The 19,567-nt window shown below is 48.6% G+C and carries 21 protein-coding genes and 1 pseudogene; 5 read left to right on the forward strand and 17 right to left on the reverse strand.

The genetic code is table 11. From position 1 onward, the window contains the following. Positions 1–4: 4 nt before the first annotated feature. The 9 genes from MLAB_RS03440 to MLAB_RS03480 form a co-directional block, all read right to left on the reverse strand. Positions 5–187, reverse strand: a complete 183-nt coding sequence (locus MLAB_RS03440; RefSeq protein WP_011833028.1) for a 30S ribosomal protein S27ae — start codon at positions 185–187, stop codon at positions 5–7. A 2-nt stretch (positions 188–189) separates the two neighbouring features. Continuing rightward, entirely contained in the window at positions 190–483 is a 294-nt protein-coding gene (locus MLAB_RS03445) for a 30S ribosomal protein S24e (RefSeq protein WP_011833029.1), read from the reverse strand. Between the two features lie 44 nt (positions 484–527). Further along, positions 528–1,013, reverse strand: coding sequence for a GTP-dependent dephospho-CoA kinase family protein (locus MLAB_RS03450; RefSeq protein ID WP_011833030.1), 486 nt, complete (start codon positions 1,011–1,013; stop codon positions 528–530). Then, positions 1,014–1,232: a transcription elongation factor subunit Spt4 gene (gene spt4, locus MLAB_RS03455; RefSeq protein WP_011833031.1), complete on the reverse strand. Its 219-nt coding sequence runs from the start codon at positions 1,230–1,232 to the stop codon at positions 1,014–1,016. Continuing rightward, entirely contained in the window at positions 1,232–1,804 is a 573-nt protein-coding gene (locus tag MLAB_RS03460; protein WP_011833032.1) for a DNA-directed RNA polymerase, read from the reverse strand. Before MLAB_RS03460 ends, spt4 begins: the two co-directional genes overlap by 1 nt. Positions 1,805–1,828: 24 nt before the next feature. Continuing rightward, positions 1,829–2,242, reverse strand: coding sequence for a type II toxin-antitoxin system VapC family toxin (locus MLAB_RS03465; RefSeq protein ID WP_048062002.1), 414 nt, complete (start codon positions 2,240–2,242; stop codon positions 1,829–1,831). Next, positions 2,206–3,441 carry a translation initiation factor IF-2 subunit gamma gene (locus MLAB_RS03470; protein ID WP_011833033.1) on the reverse strand — a complete coding sequence of 412 codons (1,236 nt, stop codon included), beginning with the start codon at positions 3,439–3,441 and terminating at the stop codon, positions 2,206–2,208. The genes MLAB_RS03465 and MLAB_RS03470 overlap by 37 nt, the downstream gene beginning before the upstream one ends. Positions 3,442–3,509: 68 nt before the next feature. After that, a complete protein-coding gene (locus tag MLAB_RS03475; RefSeq protein WP_011833034.1) occupies positions 3,510–3,785 on the reverse strand; it encodes a DUF2098 domain-containing protein in 276 nt (91 codons plus the stop codon). A 50-nt stretch (positions 3,786–3,835) separates the two neighbouring features. Further along, complete coding sequence (locus tag MLAB_RS03480; RefSeq protein ID WP_011833035.1) at positions 3,836–6,442, reverse strand: oligosaccharyl transferase, archaeosortase A system-associated; 2,607 nt, start codon at positions 6,440–6,442, stop codon at positions 3,836–3,838. Positions 6,443–6,671: 229 nt separating this feature from the next. On the opposite strand from MLAB_RS03480, the gene MLAB_RS03485 reads away from it, so the two are divergent. Next, positions 6,672–7,697, forward strand: coding sequence for a glycosyltransferase (locus tag MLAB_RS03485; protein WP_187146133.1), 1,026 nt, complete (start codon positions 6,672–6,674; stop codon positions 7,695–7,697). Positions 7,698–7,699: 2 nt separating this feature from the next. On the opposite strand, the gene glmS is transcribed toward MLAB_RS03485, so the two are convergent. Genes glmS through MLAB_RS03525 form a run of 8 tightly spaced genes read right to left on the reverse strand, consistent with a single transcriptional unit; the run spans position 7,700 to position 16,012 of the window. Further along, entirely contained in the window at positions 7,700–9,442 is a 1,743-nt protein-coding gene (gene glmS, locus MLAB_RS03490; protein WP_011833037.1) for a glutamine--fructose-6-phosphate transaminase (isomerizing), read from the reverse strand. 1 nt (position 9,443) lies between these two features. Continuing rightward, positions 9,444–10,568: a sugar phosphate nucleotidyltransferase gene (locus tag MLAB_RS03495; RefSeq protein ID WP_011833038.1), complete on the reverse strand. Its 1,125-nt coding sequence runs from the start codon at positions 10,566–10,568 to the stop codon at positions 9,444–9,446. Position 10,569: 1 nt separating this feature from the next. Then, positions 10,570–11,769 carry a bifunctional sugar-1-phosphate nucleotidylyltransferase/acetyltransferase gene (gene glmU / locus MLAB_RS03500; protein WP_011833039.1) on the reverse strand — a complete coding sequence of 400 codons (1,200 nt, stop codon included), beginning with the start codon at positions 11,767–11,769 and terminating at the stop codon, positions 10,570–10,572. Positions 11,770–11,772: 3 nt separating this feature from the next. After that, positions 11,773–13,032 (reverse strand): phosphopentomutase/phosphoglucosamine mutase, encoded by a 1,260-nt coding sequence (locus tag MLAB_RS03505; protein WP_011833040.1) that lies wholly within the window; start codon positions 13,030–13,032, stop codon positions 11,773–11,775. Between the two features lie 36 nt (positions 13,033–13,068). After that, positions 13,069–13,659, reverse strand: coding sequence for a hypothetical protein (locus tag MLAB_RS03510; RefSeq protein WP_011833041.1), 591 nt, complete (start codon positions 13,657–13,659; stop codon positions 13,069–13,071). Next, positions 13,656–14,186: a cyclase family protein gene (locus tag MLAB_RS03515; protein WP_011833042.1), complete on the reverse strand. Its 531-nt coding sequence runs from the start codon at positions 14,184–14,186 to the stop codon at positions 13,656–13,658. The genes MLAB_RS03510 and MLAB_RS03515 overlap by 4 nt, the downstream gene beginning before the upstream one ends. Then, positions 14,187–15,296, reverse strand: coding sequence for a SufB/SufD family protein (locus tag MLAB_RS03520; RefSeq protein ID WP_011833043.1), 1,110 nt, complete (start codon positions 15,294–15,296; stop codon positions 14,187–14,189). Continuing rightward, entirely contained in the window at positions 15,284–16,012 is a 729-nt protein-coding gene (locus MLAB_RS03525) for an ABC transporter ATP-binding protein (RefSeq protein ID WP_011833044.1), read from the reverse strand. The genes MLAB_RS03520 and MLAB_RS03525 overlap by 13 nt, the downstream gene beginning before the upstream one ends. A gap of 240 nt (positions 16,013–16,252) precedes the next feature. Here MLAB_RS03525 and MLAB_RS09805 point away from each other — a divergent pair, with 240 nt between their 5' ends. From MLAB_RS09805 to MLAB_RS03535, 4 genes and pseudogenes are all read left to right on the forward strand, one after another. Continuing rightward, on the forward strand, positions 16,253–16,405 hold the full coding sequence (locus MLAB_RS09805) for a hypothetical protein (RefSeq protein ID WP_187146134.1): 153 nt from the start codon (positions 16,253–16,255) through the stop codon (positions 16,403–16,405). A 195-nt stretch (positions 16,406–16,600) separates the two neighbouring features. Beyond that, positions 16,601–17,116 (forward strand): annotated as a pseudogene (locus tag MLAB_RS10065) (ribonuclease H-like domain-containing protein); the annotation flags it as partial. Between the two features lie 44 nt (positions 17,117–17,160). Next, entirely contained in the window at positions 17,161–17,358 is a 198-nt protein-coding gene (locus tag MLAB_RS10070; protein ID WP_394295756.1) for a ribonuclease H-like domain-containing protein, read from the forward strand. Then, entirely contained in the window at positions 17,351–19,567 is a 2,217-nt protein-coding gene (locus tag MLAB_RS03535; protein ID WP_011833046.1) for a DEAD/DEAH box helicase, read from the forward strand. Before MLAB_RS10070 ends, MLAB_RS03535 begins: the two co-directional genes overlap by 8 nt.

Here is a 19,567-nt window from a genome sequence, read left to right on the forward strand (position 1 = left end):
TATTTTATTGCTTAAACTCGGTGTATCCGCACTTTCCGCAGGAAAACCGGTCTTTGTGTTCGCCCATGAAGACACCGGCTCCGCAGCGCGGGCATGCACGGTGAGAGGTGGTTGCTTTTCCCTGGGCATCAACAGTGTAAAGTTCGCTGCGTTTTGGTGTCGCTTTGACGACCTTCTTCGCTGCCATTTTTACTCCTCCTTTTCTGCCTTGGGCTGTCCGCGGGCAATCAGGAACTCGCGTTCAGTTGCTTTGAGTGCTTCGGGGGTGTCGTAGATACGGGCTACGCCGGTTACGGCTCTGGTTCCGAAACGTCCTTTCAGCGGGGAGAGAATCAGGTTTTCAACAGGGGTATTCTGCATCGCTGCAATCTTTGCACCAATGTCTGAACGTGCCGGGGTAGCACCATCATAACTTGCGGTGAAGGCAAGTTCGTTACGGCTTAAAAGCTCGTTCCTGGTATTAGAGGTAATCTTAATCTCCATCGATATCCCACAATTATTGGAATGCAGTATATTTAATACTGGCGTCATAGACTTACAAAATAGGTCAGAAGCTTTTTTGCATTCGCGCGAAGCTGCTTGTTCACTTCGCAGATTACAAGCCCTTCTTCCGGCTGACCGTATAAAATAACAGCGCCGTCGGGCAGGATTTCTGTTAGGGGCAGGACCGCAAGATCCTCTTCTCCATTGACCATGACTACGCAGGGGATCTCATCCATTGCCAGACGGAGCGCGGCAATCAGCTCATCGGTGATCGTTCCTGCAGGATTTGTCACGTGCAGGATATGGCCCTGAATCTCCGGCATTTTCAGATACGGAGAACGCTTGGTAAATCCGTCGATAACGCCGATCGACGGGATCAGGCCGGCCGACAAGGCATTATGGGTCACAACATCCCCGACAGTACAGAATATCTTTCCCTCTATGTAGGGCAGAACCATGGAAAAATCTGAAAAAACGGTACCGAACGGCTCTCTGAAGAGCCACCGGTTTTCTGGCGGGAGTGTTAGCATTTATCTTACCTTGAGTGCGTATCTGCCGTTATATTCAATGTTCATCTTTTCCGCAACATCGGAGTGGCGCGAGTCGATGATGACCAGATACCCGAACCATTCAGGCGTCAGGGCGTTTCCCTGACATTCGGGGCAGACGGTTTTATCCGCCTCAAGAATTTTGTGACAGTTTCGGCAAGCCTGCAGGACTTTCTTTTGCGTGGAACGTTTTGCTGCCATTACTTGAGCTCCTTCTCGGCTTTCTCTTTGTTCATGTCCTCTTCGATCCAGGCCAGGGTTCCAAGACCTGGCTGGCGCATGGTGAGACCGATCTTCGATTCGCGGGGATCGCGTTCGTTTAAGGAAAGAGCAACGACACGTGCACGCAGAGTGTCGCCGACACCGATCGTTCTGCCGCTGTCTTTGCAGACCAGACGCGAGTTCTTCTCGTCATAATCGATGTACTCGTCGGAGATCTGACTCATGTGCAGCATGGCATCGATCGGCCCAAGAGACACGAATGCGCCAAAGCTTGTCGTCTCGACAACAACACCCTCGATAATCTCCTGAAGGGATAAGCGGAGGACGACAGCTTCGAAATCGACATCATAGTATGCCCCTCCGTCACTGTAGATGATCTCTCCATCACCGACGCGGTTTACGCCGGTCACTGCGATGAAAATACCCATCTCTTTGTCGACACTTCCTTCAAACTGTTCCTGCAGGACGTCTAGGATAACCGTGTTAAGATCTTCACCCATGCGTTCCGGGGGGACTCTGACTTTGTCGTTGAGTTTCAGTTTATAATACATATTTTGTCTCCTCGCCTGTTTTGCTTATTTTCCGATTAATTCTAGTTTGCAGCGCGATCTGAGAACAACAACTGGAATACGGCGTTGTCTCAGACGATTTCTTAATTCTCTATCATTGGTAACTACTACACCATTAAACATCTCTGCAGTACGGATAACTTTGTCGTCCACAGAGATATCTTCTGCCATTTCCGAAAGGACGGTGCAGCGTGCCGCGACGGTCAAACCAAACCGCGCAGCTGCCGCATCTTTTCCGCGTCCCGTCGAAAGACCGCGCAGTTCGTACACCACCTCGGCAGGTACGAGCGCGTCATAGGCGCCCAAAAGGTCACGCAGACCTTCGAAAAGATCCACATTGAACTGGGCCGGCATCATCAAAGCGTTTGTGTCTAAGATGACCGTTACTCGGTCAGCAGACCCATGCCGATCAAACGCCATCTGCCTCCAACCTGACGGCTGATTGCGATCCGAGACCCGACTTCGGCGCAGACCGGACGTTTCAGCATCACTTCAGCCTGGTTCTTTTTCACTGCAAGAACGATACCTACGGTAACGGCGGTCCCAACGGAAAGCATCAGCGGTTCTTTGAGTCGAAGGGGGTCGATGTTCAACTCGGCAGATGAACCGACGACCCTTTCCATAAGGGTGACATCGAACTTGAGTTTGTCCCAAACCGGCGGCAGAGATCCTGCCATACCGGCGACCTGTCCGACAAGCGTATCGCTTTTGGTGATCGCCGGATCAAGTTTCGTGCCGATTGCTGACAGTCCGCCCGGTGTTGCTGTCGGAACTTTGTGGGATGCCTTGTTCATCGAGGTGATCTTGGTTGTGATCGGTTCCCACTTGGCTTTGTTCTCCGACATATATTGTCTGCCGGGCCGGATCTCTATTTCATCCCCTTCGTGGAACTCGCCGCGAATGAGTGAGCCGCCGATAACCCCGCCTTTGATGTCACGCCAGGAACTTCCCGGCCGGTTCACATCGAAAGAACGGGCGATCAGCATGATCGGCATGACATCTGTTTCACGCTCAACATCCGGAATCGTTGTATTCAGCGCATCCAGAAGCATCCCGAAGTTAATTCTCTTCTGTGCAGAGACCGGAATGATTGGCGCGTTTTCCGCGACCGTGCCTTTTACGAATGCTTTGATCTGCTTATAATTTTCCAGTGCTTTCTTCTGCGGAACAACATCGATTTTATTCTGAACTATGACGATGTTTTTTATGCCGGTCAGTTCCAGAGCCATAAGATGCTCTTTGGTCTGGGGTTGCGGACACGGCTCGTTTGCTGCAATTACGAGCATCGCGCCGTCCATGATGGCGGAGCCTGAAAGCATCGTGGCCATGAGGGTTTCATGCCCCGGGGCATCCACAAATGAGACTGATCTTACTGCTTCAAGTTTTTCACCGCAGGTAGGGCACGTCTCTGTATTTGTCCAGAGTTCCTCCCCCCCGCATTTTGGACATTTATAAAATGTTGCATCGGCATACCCAAGCCGGATCGAGATCCCGCGCTTCAGTTCTTCACTGTGGCGATCTGTCCACGAGCCGGTAAGCTGGCTGACTAATGTCGTCTTGCCGTGGTCAACGTGACCAACTACGCCGATATTTACATTTGGTATTGTAGGATCATGCAAAGAAACCAAAACCTCCTCTAACCCTATATAGTTGACTTCAACACAGATATATGTGTTTGATAATGGTATTATCCGCCGCCTTCACAACTTTGGTCGGTATTTCTCCAGGCATTTTCCTGCATATCACGTATTTTTTCCTGCTCCTCTTTGAAATCGCGCGTTGAGTCGCGGGTTTTTTCCTCACGTCTTTTCTCTTCTTTGATTGCGGTGAGTTGATCTATGCGGTAGTACATACCTGTGCTGTCAAGTTCGGCGAAGGTCTCCCCCATCTCCTCAGAAAACGTCACGATTTTTCCAACCGTACCGGTTCGTCCGTAACGTACGGTCTCTCCAACTTTGAACATACTTATGAGTAGTATGGAAAGTAGTTTGTGATAAAAGTGTGGGAAAAAAGTTAGTTGATGGTCAGACCATTCAAAACTGCTTCTTCTGAGACGGTAAACGTCTGGTCTGTTCCAACAATTCTGTAGAGGCTCGTAGTCTTAACATCATATGAGCTTCCTGTGGTTGAATATGGTACAATGAACTGTCCATTCACGCTTTCCTGACGGTAGGTGAACGTGCGTCCGTTATTTGTAATAACGTCGACTTCTATGATTCCTTCTCCATTGATGACAGCCCCAGGAACATATTCAAATGTCTTGACATATGCGGTACCGCCTTCATTTGCTCCAGTAACGTAGCCGCCCACTACGTAGGTCGCGGTTTCATGCACCAGGCGGAAGTGCTGAAGTGCTGGCACATCAACACTTGGGAGATCGTAATTGGTCAGGTCCGTGGGAGCCGAGATCACGTATGCCTGCTTTCCAGTTGCCGCGTTGGCATTGTAGCTTTCTGCAGCTGCCCATGCTTCGTCTGCATTGCTGTAGGCTTTGACTGATGTGATCACCGGGACACCGTATCCTGCAGTTGAATCGGTGATTACCACATAAACATTTCCTGCATCAGTCATTGAGCCGTCGAAGTTTTGGAGTCTGACAGTCAAAGTGTCGTAGAACTCAGGTGTCGCTGCCGAGACATAGGAATAAGTTCCATCCGTGCCCTGTTGAAGGAATGAATAGTAATACGGGGCTGTTTGTAATGTGGTGTCATTCCAGATGGCCATCGCTCCGAAGATGCCGTTTGCCATAAGATAATCGGTCATCACGTATTTTGTACCAAGATAATCCAGCTTTTCCGTAATCTGTGACTCATCGGTATTGGTTAACACGGCTGCAACACCGTATTCACCGGTAACCCCAGCCTGGAACGGATTGCTGTTTGGAATCCGTTTACCGATGGTGGTGATGTAGTGGCCATAGTCCCACCATGAAAGAACACCATAGGACTCTGATGGATAGGTAAATGTGGATTCGTCATAAATCGTCAGATAATCTACGCCAGTCTCGGGAGTGTTTACGGAAAGCCATTCACATGCATCGATCCAGTCCTGTGGAGTACCTCCGTTTGCAGAGGCAGAACTTAGTTCAACGGCATATGCAGCAGATAATCCAACAAATACCACTGCTATTATCATAATAATGGCACAGATACCAAGTTTGATTGAACTTGGTTTTTCTGCTGCAGAGTTTTCCTTGGTTTTGGATTTCTTTATCTCATTCTTATTTGCAGATTCAACCGGCGTATTTGTATCCGGTTGGTTTCCTACGAGCAAAGCAAAATCTTTTTGTGCAAACGTAATTGCCCAACCTACGAATACTGCGGCGAGTAATGCGACATTTGCGGCAAAATAATACTCCCAGCGTATGTGAGCACAAGTCGCAAAAAACATGAACAGGGACCATATGACTACAAAGATAAGACCGGGAGTCTGGTTTTTCCAGATCTTCCAGAGGAGACATACAAAGCCGCCGATGGCAAGCAGGATTCCCCAGTTGTATGATGAAACAGCGCTGGCAAAAGACCATGACGACATCTCCTGTACAGTGGCTGCCGTGGTATTGTTTGCGAAAAATCCGGCAAGATTTCCTATGAGTGCACTGAAGAGATCAGGAAGAACGACTGCAAGGCATAGCAAACCTCCTGCCAACAGCAGAGCGAGAGTAATCAGATAATAATACCATGGTTTATCGAACTTTGTTATGAAACGTGAGATGAGGTACAATATTATCGTACCGAGAACGAGGAAGAGATGTACCAGGAACAAACCTAAGGAATAGTTAACAAAGCCAAAACTCAGATCACGTATGCCGTATAATAGCAGTCCCAGAGCGACAATCATGAACGTTATCACATTTAATGTCAGCAGGTACTCCGTTGGTTTCCCAGAATATTGATTCAGAACGAACTGAATCAACGTAAATACTGCGACGAACAATCCAAAGACAACCATGGTCGTCATGGTAAGAAGACCAAGGAAGTACGCGATACCGCAAATAACGCCGTAAATGACCGGCAACTTTAACGTTGCGGCCTGCTTGAAATCGATTTTTTTATCGCTCAGCGCATACAATGCGAGAACATAGCAGAGACAAAACAAACAGGAGAAAAATGTTTCTGCGATGTGGTGATCCAGATGTCCATACAGTGAGCGGGAAAGGAACTGGCCTCCTATCACTGCGATGAAAAGAGCAGAGATGATGCCGGTTTTCCAGTCGCCGATCCTTTTTCCAAGGAAGAACATGACGGGAACCATCAGTGTTCCAAGAACTGCCGGTGCCCATGAAGCTGCAGTGATCACATCTACCCTTGATGCTGCTCCTGCGAGAAGAGCAAAGAATGAAGCGATGTAGGTAAAGAGTGGACCCCAGACAATCTCCTGTCCTGTCGGATACAATGTCATTGGTTCAAAGAAGATGAAGCCAAAGTTATTTGCAAGTGCTACTTCTATCAGTCGCAGGTTATACCAGGCATCCGGACCTGCCGTCATATCTCCTGTGCCGGCAAGTCCTGCCATCGGGATTATTCTAATCCAGAAAGCAATTAAAGTACATATCAGGACAGCGAGTCCGATAATGCCATAACGATATTTTTTATCGTTCCAAAAACTCTTAAAATCCATTGTTTCTCACTGGTAGATATTAGATATGTATTATCTGGGCGTTTTATATGATAAAATAATTGTAAAGCAAATCAGTTCTCAGCAATATTTCTAAGTATGGAACAGGTTCAATGAATAATAAATAATGTATCTCTATCTCCTTCCAGTCGGGGCGGGAATCATACTTCTTGCAATCATTCCCTACGTAATATATTTATTCGGCGTAACATTCGGAAAAAAGCCAGCCGAAATGGATATGGACACAAAAAAGACCCTTCCTGCCATCTCCATTGTGATCTGTGCCTACAACGAAGAAAGAACCATCGCCAGAAAGATCCAAAGTATCTCTTCCTGCACATATCCAAATGAGTTGATGGAAGTTGTCCTTGTTATCGACTGTTCTGATGACAAAACTGAAGAGGTCGCACGAAGTGAACTGGCGAATGTCGACTTTTCCTGGAAAATACATATTAATGAACAGAGATCTGGGAAAAACACCTCACTCAATACGGGGATTGGGCTCACTGAGAGCGAGCTTGTCATCGCAACGGATGCAGATTTGGTCTGGGATAATCGTAGCGTTGAACAACTCGTTTTGAGGATTTTGGCAGATGATCGATTTGCTGCAGGAACAGGCGATCTTCAGCCGAATCCCGGAGCCGACCGTGTCACTTCAATGGAAAAAACTTACAGATCCTACTTCGGCAGAATGGCAGAATGGGAATCGGCTCACGACGCCACGCCGGCATTCAACGGCTGTCTCTTAATCCTGAGAAAAAGTATTGTCGGGGGAGTGAACGAAACAAACGGGGCGGATGATGCAAATCTTGCCTATGAAGCGATACGAAAAGGGTATCGGACATTTTATGAAACACGCGCCGCGATCTATGAGGAACTTCCGGAAAATCTCAAAAAACAGTACACCCAAAAAGTACGGCGGGCCAAAGGTCTTATCCAGACGACGCTTGCCAACCTTGACCTTCTGAAAATTGACCGCCCTTTCTGTAGAGTCTTTTATCCCCTCCGCCTATGGATGTATGTGGTAACGCCGACGATGCTTCTGATTGGCTGCCTTATTTTCTCGATCGGCCTGATTCTCAATGTCCCTCTGCTGCTTCTGTTGTTAATTGCTGCATTTCTCTTGTTCAGCGTTATCAGAAAAGGAAATCTTTTCACTGCTTTTGTGACGAATCAGTTTTATCTTCTGGCCGGTCTGTATTCCAGACGCAAAGATGCTGTTCTCTGGAAAAGCACCTCGAAAAAAGTCGGAGAGTAATTTTATTCAACCGTCACACTTTTTGCCAGATTTCTCGGCATATCCACATCTCTTTCAAGAGCGACTGCGGTGTGATATGCGAGCAGCTGTAATATGATCGAAGACAGAATAACCGAACCGTATTCTGACACGTCGGGAAGCATAATACAGACATCGGCCACCTCTTCAAGATCGGCATCATGTTCTTTTCCAATCACGATAAGGGGTGCACTGCGGGCCTTTACCTCTTTCAGGTTTGACATCATCACGGGATAAACGGTACTTGAAAAGCATAGCCCGATGACCGGCGTTTCCAAAGAAAGCAATGCAAACGGCCCGTGCTTCAACTCACCGGCCGCATATCCTTCTGCATGGATATAGGAGATCTCTTTCATCTTTAATGCCCCCTCCAATGCTGCAGGATAGAACATCCCCCTTCCAATATACAGCAAAGTTGCGGCATCTTTGCATATATCGACTGCCTTTGAAAGATCAATGGTGAAGACGTCCGGAATATATCGGCGAACTTCAGCTAACTCCGCCTCAAGGGAATGGTCAGTGAGGAGATTTACGATCTGCATAAATGCAGCAACCTGAGATATGAATGATTTTGTTGCCGCGACACTTATCTCGGGTCCCGCTCTCGTATACAGGACGGAGGAAGCCACGCGTGTGATGGAACTCCCCAGAACATTTGTTACTGCGATGGTCTGTGCCCCGAGACTTTTTGCAAGTTTCAGCGCCGCTATCGTATCCGCCGTCTCTCCGGACTGTGAAACCCCGATCACCAGATCAGTGCCTGGAGTCGGGAAGTACTTGAACTCTGATCCAAGAACCACGCGGGTTGGGATGTGACAGACGCTCTCCATCAGATAGGAAAAGACCAGAGATGCATTTGCGGAGGTTCCGCAGGCAACAACCGTTATGGAACGGGCCTTTTTGATTGAATCAACTATCTCTGAACAACGTTTGACTGATGAGAGGGTGTTGGCAAAAGCATCCGGCTGTTCATAAATCTCTTTGAGCATGAAATGCCGGAACCCTCCTTTCCTGACCTCATCGCCGCTCCATTCGATTTCGGTGATCTCGCGCGACACCGGAACTCCGGTATTATGGATTCTATATTCACCTCTGCCGATTTCAGCGATATCGCCGTCCTCGAAATACACCGCATTCCGTGTATACTCCAGAAGCGGAAGCGCGTCTGACCCCAGAATGAATTCCTGATCACCGATTCCAAGAACCAGAGGACTGCCTTTTCTGACGGCAACGATCTTCTCTTCACCTTCGGCGAGTATCAGCAAAGCATACGACCCTTCAAGAAGCGGAATGATGCCTGATACCGCCTCGAAAAGGTTTCCCGAATACTTTTCGGCAATCAGGTGGGGGATGACTTCTGTGTCCGTCTGGGATGTAAACACGACCCCACGCTCCTCCAGCCCGCGTTTCAGTTCGGCATAATTTTCAATAATCCCGTTATGGACCACCGCGATCTTTCCTGCTTCATCGAGGTGAGGATGCGCATTTATCTCGCTTGGAACACCGTGGGTGGCCCAGCGCGTGTGCCCTATACCAATAGTTCCCGTCAGATGACTGGCAGATGTTTTGGCATCCGAGATTTTTCCAAGATGTTTGTAGACAGAGAGGCTGGGAGCGAGAGTAGCGATCCCAAATGAGTCATATCCACGGTATTCTAATGAAAGAAGGCCGTTCGTACATATGGGAGCTGCCTCATGATACCCGATATAACCGACAATCCCGCACATTTTACATCACCAGAGTGTTATCGGGAATCTCTTTTTCGAGGAGCTTTCCGCCTTCGATGCTGGCATTGTTTCCAATAACCCCGTCCTTGATGGCGGTAAATGGTCCGATAGTTACGCGATCCCCGCAAACGGAACTGGATTTTTCAGAGAATGACGAGAGATGATCCCTGCAGATACACCCCTCTCCCATGATCGTATCAACGATCCGGGAGTGAGAACCGATCACACAATCGTTCATGATGATACTGTTTTCAATGCAGGTGAACGGCTCGATCGTAACGCGCGATCCGATGCAGGTGTTCGGCCCGATATATACGTGCGGTCCGATTTTACCTCCCTCTCCTATAACGACCGGACCGTGAATCACTGTGCCCGGACCCAGACTGTTTTTCTTTCCGATAACGGCATGCCCCTGCACGGTGACGCATTTATCGATCGTACCGGATACAGAATCCACCACCTGTCTGAGCAGATGTTTGTTTACTGATAGCAGATCGTTTGGAGAGACCGCGTCCTGCCAGTCGCTTGCCGCAACGATGGATATCTGCATCCCCTCCTTTATTCGATTCTGCAGGGATTCGGGAATCGTTTGTTCACGTATTTTTTGAATGAACTCCTGCGTAAAAATATACACACCGCAGCTTACGAGAGCCCCGGGCGGAACATCTGCCGGTTTCTCCACGATACGTGTAAGATTCCCGTCGTCTCCAAAAATTACGCCGAAGTTCGAAGGCGAGATGTGGCGTGCAACCAGCAGGGCATTATCCTTGTCCAGTATGGACCGCAGCGACTCGGGATCGATGTAGTTGTCTCCGGCAAGGACGAGGGTCTTTGTATGTACATACTCCTTTGCCATGGAAAGGGCATGCGCCGTTCCCAGCTGCTTATCCTGCACGACCACATTCACAGGAATTGGATAGGTGTTTAGGAACGTCATTACCTGTTCTTTTCTATACCCGACGACCACCGTGATGTCACGAATACCTGCGGCAACGACCGAATTTAACACATGCTCGAGAATCGGGCGGTTTGCTACAGGCAGCATGACCTTCGGGCGGTTTTTCGTCAAGGGTCGAAGCCTCGTCCCTTCACCAGCAGCAAGGATCACTGCCTGAATATCCGTCATCTTACTTCACCACCGTTTTATCTTCGATCATCCCTGTGACAAGAGTATGGGGTGCGACTCTCGTCCCGCTGCCGATCGAAGACCCGGTGTTTACGGAACAATTGATCCCAAACAGTACATCGTCCCCAATGACTGCCCCAAATTTCTTTCTGCCGGTTGATCTTCCGCCTACCTTTACCGGACCATGGTCATGACGAAGGTTTGCGATCTTTGTGCCGGCGCCGAAGTTGCATCCGCTTCCAATCACGCTGTCGCCGATATAATTGTAATGCGGGACTTTTGTATCATCAAAGATGATGGAATTTTTGATCTCGACGGCGTGACCGATGTGACAGTTGTTTCCAACCGTCGTTCCCGGGCGAAGGTAGGCATTTGGACCGACAACGGTGTTTTCGCCGATAATACAGGGACCTTCGATGTATGTTCCTGATTTGACGACCGATCCTTTTCCAAGAATCAGCTGACCTTTTACTATCACGTTTTCTTCAATCGTTCCGTTTAATTCGCTCGAAATACGCTCAAGGAGATGTTCGTTTGCCGTCAGCATATCCCAGGGATAGCCCACATCCATCCAGACGGACAATGGATACGCGGTAAGTTTTCCATCACCGATATAATCGGTCAAAGCATCGGTCAGTTCATACTCCCCCCGGGTTGACAGTGAAAGTTTTTTTAGGACGGCAAATATTTCAGCATCGAAGAGATATGCCCCGGCGTTAATGATATTTGATTTTGGGTGAAGGGATTTTTCTTCCAGCGAGGTGATCTTATTGTTTGCTACCGTCACCACGCCGAAGCTTTCCGGATGTGTTGTTGTCGAGGTGGCCATGACCGGACTTGGAAGATCAATAATATTTGTCAAATCGGATCTTTCAAGGATCATGTCCCCGTTCAGCATGAGAAATGTATCATGGATGAACGGCTCGACCGTTTTCAGGGCATCCGCCGTTCCCATCTGTCTGCGCTGGGTAACATACTGTATCGACACACCGAATTTTGAACCGCTCTCAAACCATGTCCGGATCGATTCTTCATGGTAGCCGACAACAACAAGAATCTCCGTAATGCCGGCATCACGCACATTACAGATGAGATGTTCAAGCATCGGCTTTCCCGCTAAAGGCAGCATAACCTTCGGGCGGGACGTCGTGAGGGGCCGCATACGCGAACCTTCACCTGCTGCAAGAATTACACACTGCATATATTACTCCCTGATCTGATGCATTGAATCACGGATTTTGTTCATACCTGATTCCAGCATCCGTTTTGCATCGTCTTTTGTTCTTCCTTCAGCGGTACAGCGGATCTTCGGCTCGGTTCCGCTTGCACGAATCAGACACCAGCCGTTTTCATCGGAGATTCGGATACCGTCAGTTGGTTTGTCTGCGCCAAGTCCGGAAAGGATCTCTTTTGCATTCTTTGTCTCTAAAGCATCACGAAGAATAGTATATCTTGGCATCGCATCCAGTTCCTCGGCAACATTCCATTCACCTGATATCTCGGCAAAAAGTGCGGCAGCGTAAGGTCCGTCAGGGCAAAGGGAGTGCTTGGGAAAGATCCAGCTTCCCGACGGTTCCCCGCCGAACGTCCCCCATGAGATAAGTTCCTCGGATACAAAACTATCACCGACCGGCGTTCGCCGAACTTCGGCGATCTCTTCGATCGCCATAGATGCATCAACTGTCGTCACAACCTGTTTTGCATCGAGATATTTTGCAAAAAGCATAAGCAGATGGTCCCCGTCGATATACCGCCCCAGATTGTCAAATGCCATCATCCGATCTGCATCTCCGTCATTTACGACGGCACAGTCGGCATTGATTTTTTTCATCAGTTTCGGGATGTGCAGGAGATTTTTTTCCAGAGGTTCGGATGGCCGGGCAAACTTTCCTGAAGGATCGCAGTTTACCGGAATAACTGCCGTTCCCGACTCTTCAAAGAGTTTCGGCGTGATTTGCCCGCCGGCCCCGTTTCCACAATCCACTACTATGGTGATATCTTCTGGAATGCAAACCGAGGTAAGGATCGCTTCTTTATGCGGCGTAATTAGATCGGCATCCGTAAAGGAACCCTGCTCATCCCATGAGCTCCAGACGGGGCAATCTACTTCCTCTTCGATCTCTTTTTGCTGAGCGAGGGTGTAGGACGAGCCGTCGGACCGGAAAAGTTTGATGCCGTTATAGGGTTCCGGATTATGTGAAGCCGTGATCATAACTCCCGCATCGGCAAATCCGGCGCCGAAGGCAACGGTCGGCGTGGGACAGATTCCTCCGTAGACAACGTCTGCTCCGCCGCTGATCAGTCCCGAGATTACGGCGTGCGCGAGAACATTTCTGCTGGTTCGTGAATCTGTCCCAAGAACGACATGTTTTGCATTTTTTGCAACTGCCGCCCCAACGATAGGTGCAAGAGAAAGTAGGTGCTGATCAAACAATTGTCTGATACCGGACGAACCAAAAAGCATAATGAATTATTTTATGTGCTGAATGGAGTTAAATTATTAGGTCCCATAGGGACACCAGGCCTTTTTTCCAAGAAGAGCGGCAACGCCGGCACATGAAGGCCCGAGAAATAGGAGTTCTTTTTTCAGAAGGATTGCTTCATCTATTTCTTCGAGATGATCAGTATTCAAAAGTGCATCGCCGGTCACAAGAACCACGTCGGCATCTTCCAGAAGTAAGGCCTGTTGTATCCCTGGAATGTCACTACCGAGAATGTAAACATTTTTCCCGGAAAGATGCTGGACCAGTTCTTCATGGCAGTCTTCGAAGTTCACTGTTGGACAGGGACCAAGGTTTCGAATCAGCATCAGAAAACCGGTAACTACGGTAAGCGCCCCTGCCGCAGCTGCTTTTGTTTTCGGCGATTTCAGCGGTGCATCATAGAGATTTTCAAGGCGCATCTTTGCGCAGAAAGGTTCGGTTGATGCAATCTCGGCGACCCGTCCTCCAAAACAAACCTGAAGACAGCTGCCCGAACAGAACTGACAGATGTGGTTTTCAGGTTTGCTAATATACACAAGGTCCCCGTCTTCGGTACCCATTCCATGCGCAACGTCATGAAGTTTTTTTACAGCATCGTGTAGTATCATACTCTATCCTCAAGTAACACAACTCTTGCAGGCGAGGCATCTGCCCCCTCAATTTTCAGCGGCAGGGCTGCCATCCGATACACCCCATCCTGAATATTCGAAAGATCCAGCACCTCGATGATGATGATGCCGTTTTTCAGCAAAAAACGATGAACATCATCATCTCCTATGGATGGAGTGTCGCAGCCAATTGTTTTGATGCCGGCAAGAAGAAGGTGTTTTGCCGTCTCAAGAGATAAGGGAACGGCATTTTTGAAAAGAACCGCTTTACAGTTTTTTGCAGGCATTTGAGGCGAGGTTACGACCTCGGCAGACGTGATCAGGTTATTTAATTCCAGTTTGTTGACGGAAATTCCCTCTTCGAAATAATGTGCGGGCGCATCGATGTGGGTCCCGGTATGCGTGCCAAGGGAAAGTGATGAGATGACGGCATCTCCTGATTTCATCCTGATCAAAGAAAATTCAGGATCCCCGGGATATACATACATCCCGGGGTGCAGGCCGACACTCACATCATGGATCTTCATCTAAAATCCGTGATCAGCCGAATCGATTGCATTTTCGATCTGCTTTTGGAGGGCATCAGGCAGACCTTCGATCCTGACATCCAGGAACCCGCGGATAATGGTGGCGGTAGCTTCTTCTTCAGAAAGTCCGCGTGCCATGAGATATTCGATCTCATCTCTGGCGATCTTTCCGACAGCCGCTTCGTGGGATAGTTCAATGTCGACAACGCGTCCGTCGATCTCAGGGATCGCATGCATTACGCCGTCTTTTAGGATCAGGCCGCGGCATTCGATGTGTCCTTTCGTCTGCGGGACTTCGGCAATGATGGCTCCTCTGGATATGATCGTTCCGCCGTTTGTAATGGCGCGGGTGATCAGTTCGGCGCTGGTATTCGGCGCCTGAAGAACCGCTCTTGATCCGGCATCGATGTTTGATCCGGTTCCGGCGACGATCACGCTCGAAAAGCGGGCGACCGCACCCTCGCCTTTGAGATAAGCGGTTGGATACATTTGGACCATTTTCGTCGGGCGCATACAGACATAATTAGAAAGGAACGTTCCTCCCTCTTCGACAATGGTTGCCGTACGCGGGAAGACTTCGATCTCTTCGCCCCATGTATGGATCATCGTCGAGGTCACTTTGGCATTTTTCCCGACATATATCTCATTGATTCCGTAGTGTGCCCCTTCTTTTGTTTTCAGAGAGCTCGCACATCCGGCGATCAGATGGACCTCGGATCCTTCTTCGGCAATGACGATATTGTGGACCGTCTGGATCGTATCACCCTGCATAAACATACAGCTCTGAAGGGGAAACGTGGTTTTCGCCCCTTTGTGGGCGATGATGACGTATCCTCTCTGAGGATGTTCAGAAACGTACGTCGTGTACTGATCTTTATCCGCCGGGACGATCTTCCAGCAGTACTCCTTGAGCCACTCGTATTTTTCGAGGGCTTTTTCGATCATGAGTACTTCAACGCCTTCCGTCTGGGAACCTGCGTGAAGGATATGGTCGTTGACGAGGAGGAAACTCCCTGCACGTCCTTCCATGGAATCCGTGTGGATTCCGGTCAAGGCAAGACGTTCTTTATCTTCGGGACTGATCCCTGAGAATCCATTCATTTCCTGCATGATATACAGTCCTTGTATCCTGATGTTTTCACACTTTTGAGAATTTCACGCGGGTTCCCGCTGCACTGCAGATATCCGTCGATCAGAACATATCCGACATCCGCCTCGAGATAATCGAGGATATATCCGGTGTGCGTGATGATAAGTCCCGATTTGGTACGGTTCTTCATGTGGATCTCCTTCTCGAGAAGGGATGCCGCGGCATTTCCAAGAAGGGCCATATTTTCCACATCGACGCCGCTTTCCGGCTCATCCAGCATCACAAAAGACGGATTCTGAACAGTAAGCTGCAGAATTTCACTGCGTTTTATCTCGCCGCCGGAAAATCCCGCATTGACGTCTCTATCGAGGAATTTCGTCATGTGCAGTTTTTCCACGATTATTGGGATCCGAGCTTCATCGATGTTATTTGTTGCAGTGATGAATTTGCCGAGTTTCAGACCGGATATTGTAGGCGGGCGCTGGAACATGATGCCCATTCCAAGTTTTGCACGTTCGTGAACCGGTTTATTCGTGACATCAACGCCGTTGAATATTATTTTACCGGAGGTTACTTTGGAAGAAGCAAAGCCCATAATTGTACGAAGAAGGGTGGTTTTTCCTGACCCGTTCGGGCCAAGGAGGACATGGGTCTGTCCGTCAGGCACGGTTAATGATATGCCGTGCAGAACTTCACGTCCGCCAACTTCCACATGCAGGTTTTCGATTTCAAGCATGAAAAATCACGTACGTGTTATGTCGTCTGTAATTGTAAAGATGTGTATTTGATCAGTGTATCTCCCGGAGTTCAGCTGGATTATCTAGCATTTTTCTGCATTCAATTTTGGACGCAATATCTGCGTAAATTTTGAAAATAATGAATATATGCGATTAAATTGTGATCTTTAAATGGACCGCAGAGGCATTATCGCACCGCGCGGTCCGGGATATATATACTCTGACGTTGATTTTTGTTTATGACGAGCATTGCGTTAAACTCAATCGCAAAACGTGCAGAAGGATACACCATTATTCAGAGAAGAAATCAGCTTTCGAAGCTTTGCTGGTTTGCATCCGACAACTCTGAATCAGTGTCCTTTGAAAAAGATCAGAATTACCTTATCTGCTGATCCGGTCCAATGCAGACTCTCAGCAAGGCATTCATACCGGGAGTATTTCTGAAAACCGAAACGCCAAAGGCGGGTTACGGAGGGATTCCCGGAACATATGAGATCGAGACACCGGAGGGTGTCTGCCTTGCGAAAAAAACCACATGGAAGTACTCCGATTATTGTATTCCAGAGGAGAAGGTTCGGGATCGGTGCATGCGTGAATTGACACTCATTCCCGGCATTGGTCCACGGCGCGCCTTTGAACTTCGCAGAAAAGGACATCTCTATTTGACAGATTTAGGAGATACCTGCTGGGGGGACAGCGCATCAGAGATCGCGGACGTGATCGAAAATGATGCTCCCAAAGATATATGCCGCCTGTTTCAGGATGCCCGCAGGGGAAATGATCCGCTCCTTCTGGGTTTTTCTCATGCTTTTCCAAAAGAGGATCTTCTGTATTTCGATATTGAAACCCTTGGCATGTTTCAGTCGCCGATCATCCTTTTCGGATGCGGGTTCTGGAAAGAAAACGAACTTACCGTCATTCAGTATCTGCTTCGCGATATTAAGGATGAGCCTGCCGCTCTCTATCTGACGAATCAGCTGTTCTGTGAACATACCCATGTGGTTACCTATAATGGAAAAGGGTTCGATGTTCCGTATCTGAATAATCGCCTCTCCTATTACGGGGAGAGAACGGTAACCCCCAACCTCCATTTCGACCTACTGTATCCCACCCGGAGATTATACGGAGGAATATTCCAAACTGCTGTTTGGGCACAGTCGAAAAATATATCCTCCAGAGACCGAGAACCGATGACCTGCCGGGTTATCTGGTTCCGGAGTATTACCAGAATTATCTTCGTACCCGAAACGTTTCAAAACTCGTCCCGATCGTTGAACATAACCAACTTGATGTAGCAAATCTTGCTTTCCTCCTCAGAACTGAATGTGAGGCCATCTATGGATGAAGACAATAAAGACAATATGTACATAAAATGCGAGGAGGCAAAAATGCCAAAGTTTCAAAATCCTCACTCTCCTGTCTCGGAGAAGCTTGGCTGCTACCTTGCAGAGAAAAATATTCAACTCTATACCCATCAGGCTGATACCTTCGATCACGTTTTTGAGGGGAAAAATGTCATTATTACCACTCCAACCGCGTCCGGCAAAACCCTTGCCTACGCGCTTCCCGTTTTTGAAGGTCTGATCGCGAATCCGGAAGCGACGGCACTGTTCATCTATCCGACAAAGGCGCTCACCCGCGATCAGTTGCTTTTCCTGAAATCTCTTGACACCGATCTTCGCGCACGCACAAAACCGGCGATCTACGACGGAGACACCCGGCAGGAACTTCGTTCCAAGATCAGGTCCAGTTCGCGGATCATTCTCACCAACATGTATGAACTCCACCATATTCTTGCATGGCGGGCAAAATGGGGTGATTTCTGGGCCAATCTCTCCTATGTTGTGGTAGACGAGGCACACAGATACCGGGGAATCTTTGGATCCAATACCGCTCTTCTCTTGAGAAGACTGCGTCGCGTCTGTAATTATTATGATACCGACCCGCGGTTTCTTCTTTCAACTGCTACCCTGGGAAATGCCGGGACGTTTGCCGAGACATTAACCGGCCTGCCGTTTGTCGAAGTGGATAATGACGGTTCACCGCGGGCAAAACGCACATTCCGCATATACTCTCCGCAAAACAAAAACAGTATCTCGGCCGCTGCCGAGCTGGTTACTTCTCAAATGAATGCAGGGATGCAGACCTTATGTTTTACCCGTTCACGAAAAGCCGCAGAGATCACTGCCATACGATGCAGGGAGGAGCTGCCTGCTGGTAAAATCGCATCGTACCGCGGTGGATATCGTCCGTCAGAGCGGCGGGAGATCGAGTCGGCTCTGAAAACGGGAAACATGTCCGGCGTTATCAGCACCAATGCATTGGAAGTCGGCATAGATGTAGGCGGTCTTGACTCTGTAGTTATAAGCGGATTTCCGGGTTCCATGATATCTGTTCTCCAGCAGGCCGGGCGTGCCGGAAGAAATCAAAAGGATGCGGTCATCACCTTTATCGCCGATCAGAATCCTATCGATCAGTATTATGCCAGAAACCCCGAGGCCTTTTTCAATGCTCCTCAGGAAGAAGTGATTCTTGGAATCCATAATCCCTATCTACTCTCAGCCCATCTCCTGTGTGCCGCCGCAGAATTACCTTACAGGATTGAGCGTGACCAGGAATACTTCGGGGAAGCGGCCTCCGATATCATTGATTCTCTCAAGGATGCCCATCTCCTCGCCAGTACATCGAAAGGGTATGTCTACTGCGGCGGAGATAACCCGGTACAGAATACACCGTTCTTTGGAATGGACGCAGAATCCTGGACGGTACGCTATGAAAATACTACCCTTGAGACCATGGATGAAAATCAGGCATATCGGGAAGCATATTTTGGCGCAGTCATTTTTCACCAGGGGGAACGCTATCGTGTCGAAACCATTGATGCAGAACTCCGCATTATCAGAGTAGTAAAAACGTACGATATCTATTCTACCCGGCCGATCATAAGTACGGAAATATCCATTACTTCCAGAGAAAAAACCAGAAGACATAATGATCTTATCGTAAATTATGGAGAAGTCCTGGTTTCATCACAGTTACGTGGGTATTCAGTGATCGAATATGATCAGATCGTAACCACCTGTGAGCTCGACGTTGCTCCAAGACAATTCACGACGAAAGCCTGCTGGATTACGATTGATGAGGAATGCGGAATTGATGCCGAAGCCTTTCCCGGATCCCTTCACGGTGTTGAACATGCCCTCATAGCTGCAATGCCGCATTATGTATTGTGTGACAGGTCCGACATCGGCGGGGTGGCAACCCCATTCCACAGTGACACCCTTGCTCCAACCATTTTCATGTATGATGGAGTGAAAGGCGGCATAGGTCTCACTGAAAAAGCAGCGGACCTTTTTCCGGATATTCTTACTTTTGCCCATGAACTGGTAACCGGTTGTCCCTGCATGGACGGCTGCCCGTCATGTATTCACTCTCCAAAATGCGGAAATAATAATCAGCCCCTGAATAAAGCCGGTACGGCTGAACTTCTAAAATACCTTGAGGTTGAATCCAAAAAACCGTTGTCTATAAATAATCCTGATGTGAATTCTTAA

The organism is Methanocorpusculum labreanum Z, assembly GCF_000015765.1.
Lineage (GTDB): Archaea > Halobacteriota > Methanomicrobia > Methanomicrobiales > Methanocorpusculaceae > Methanocorpusculum > Methanocorpusculum labreanum.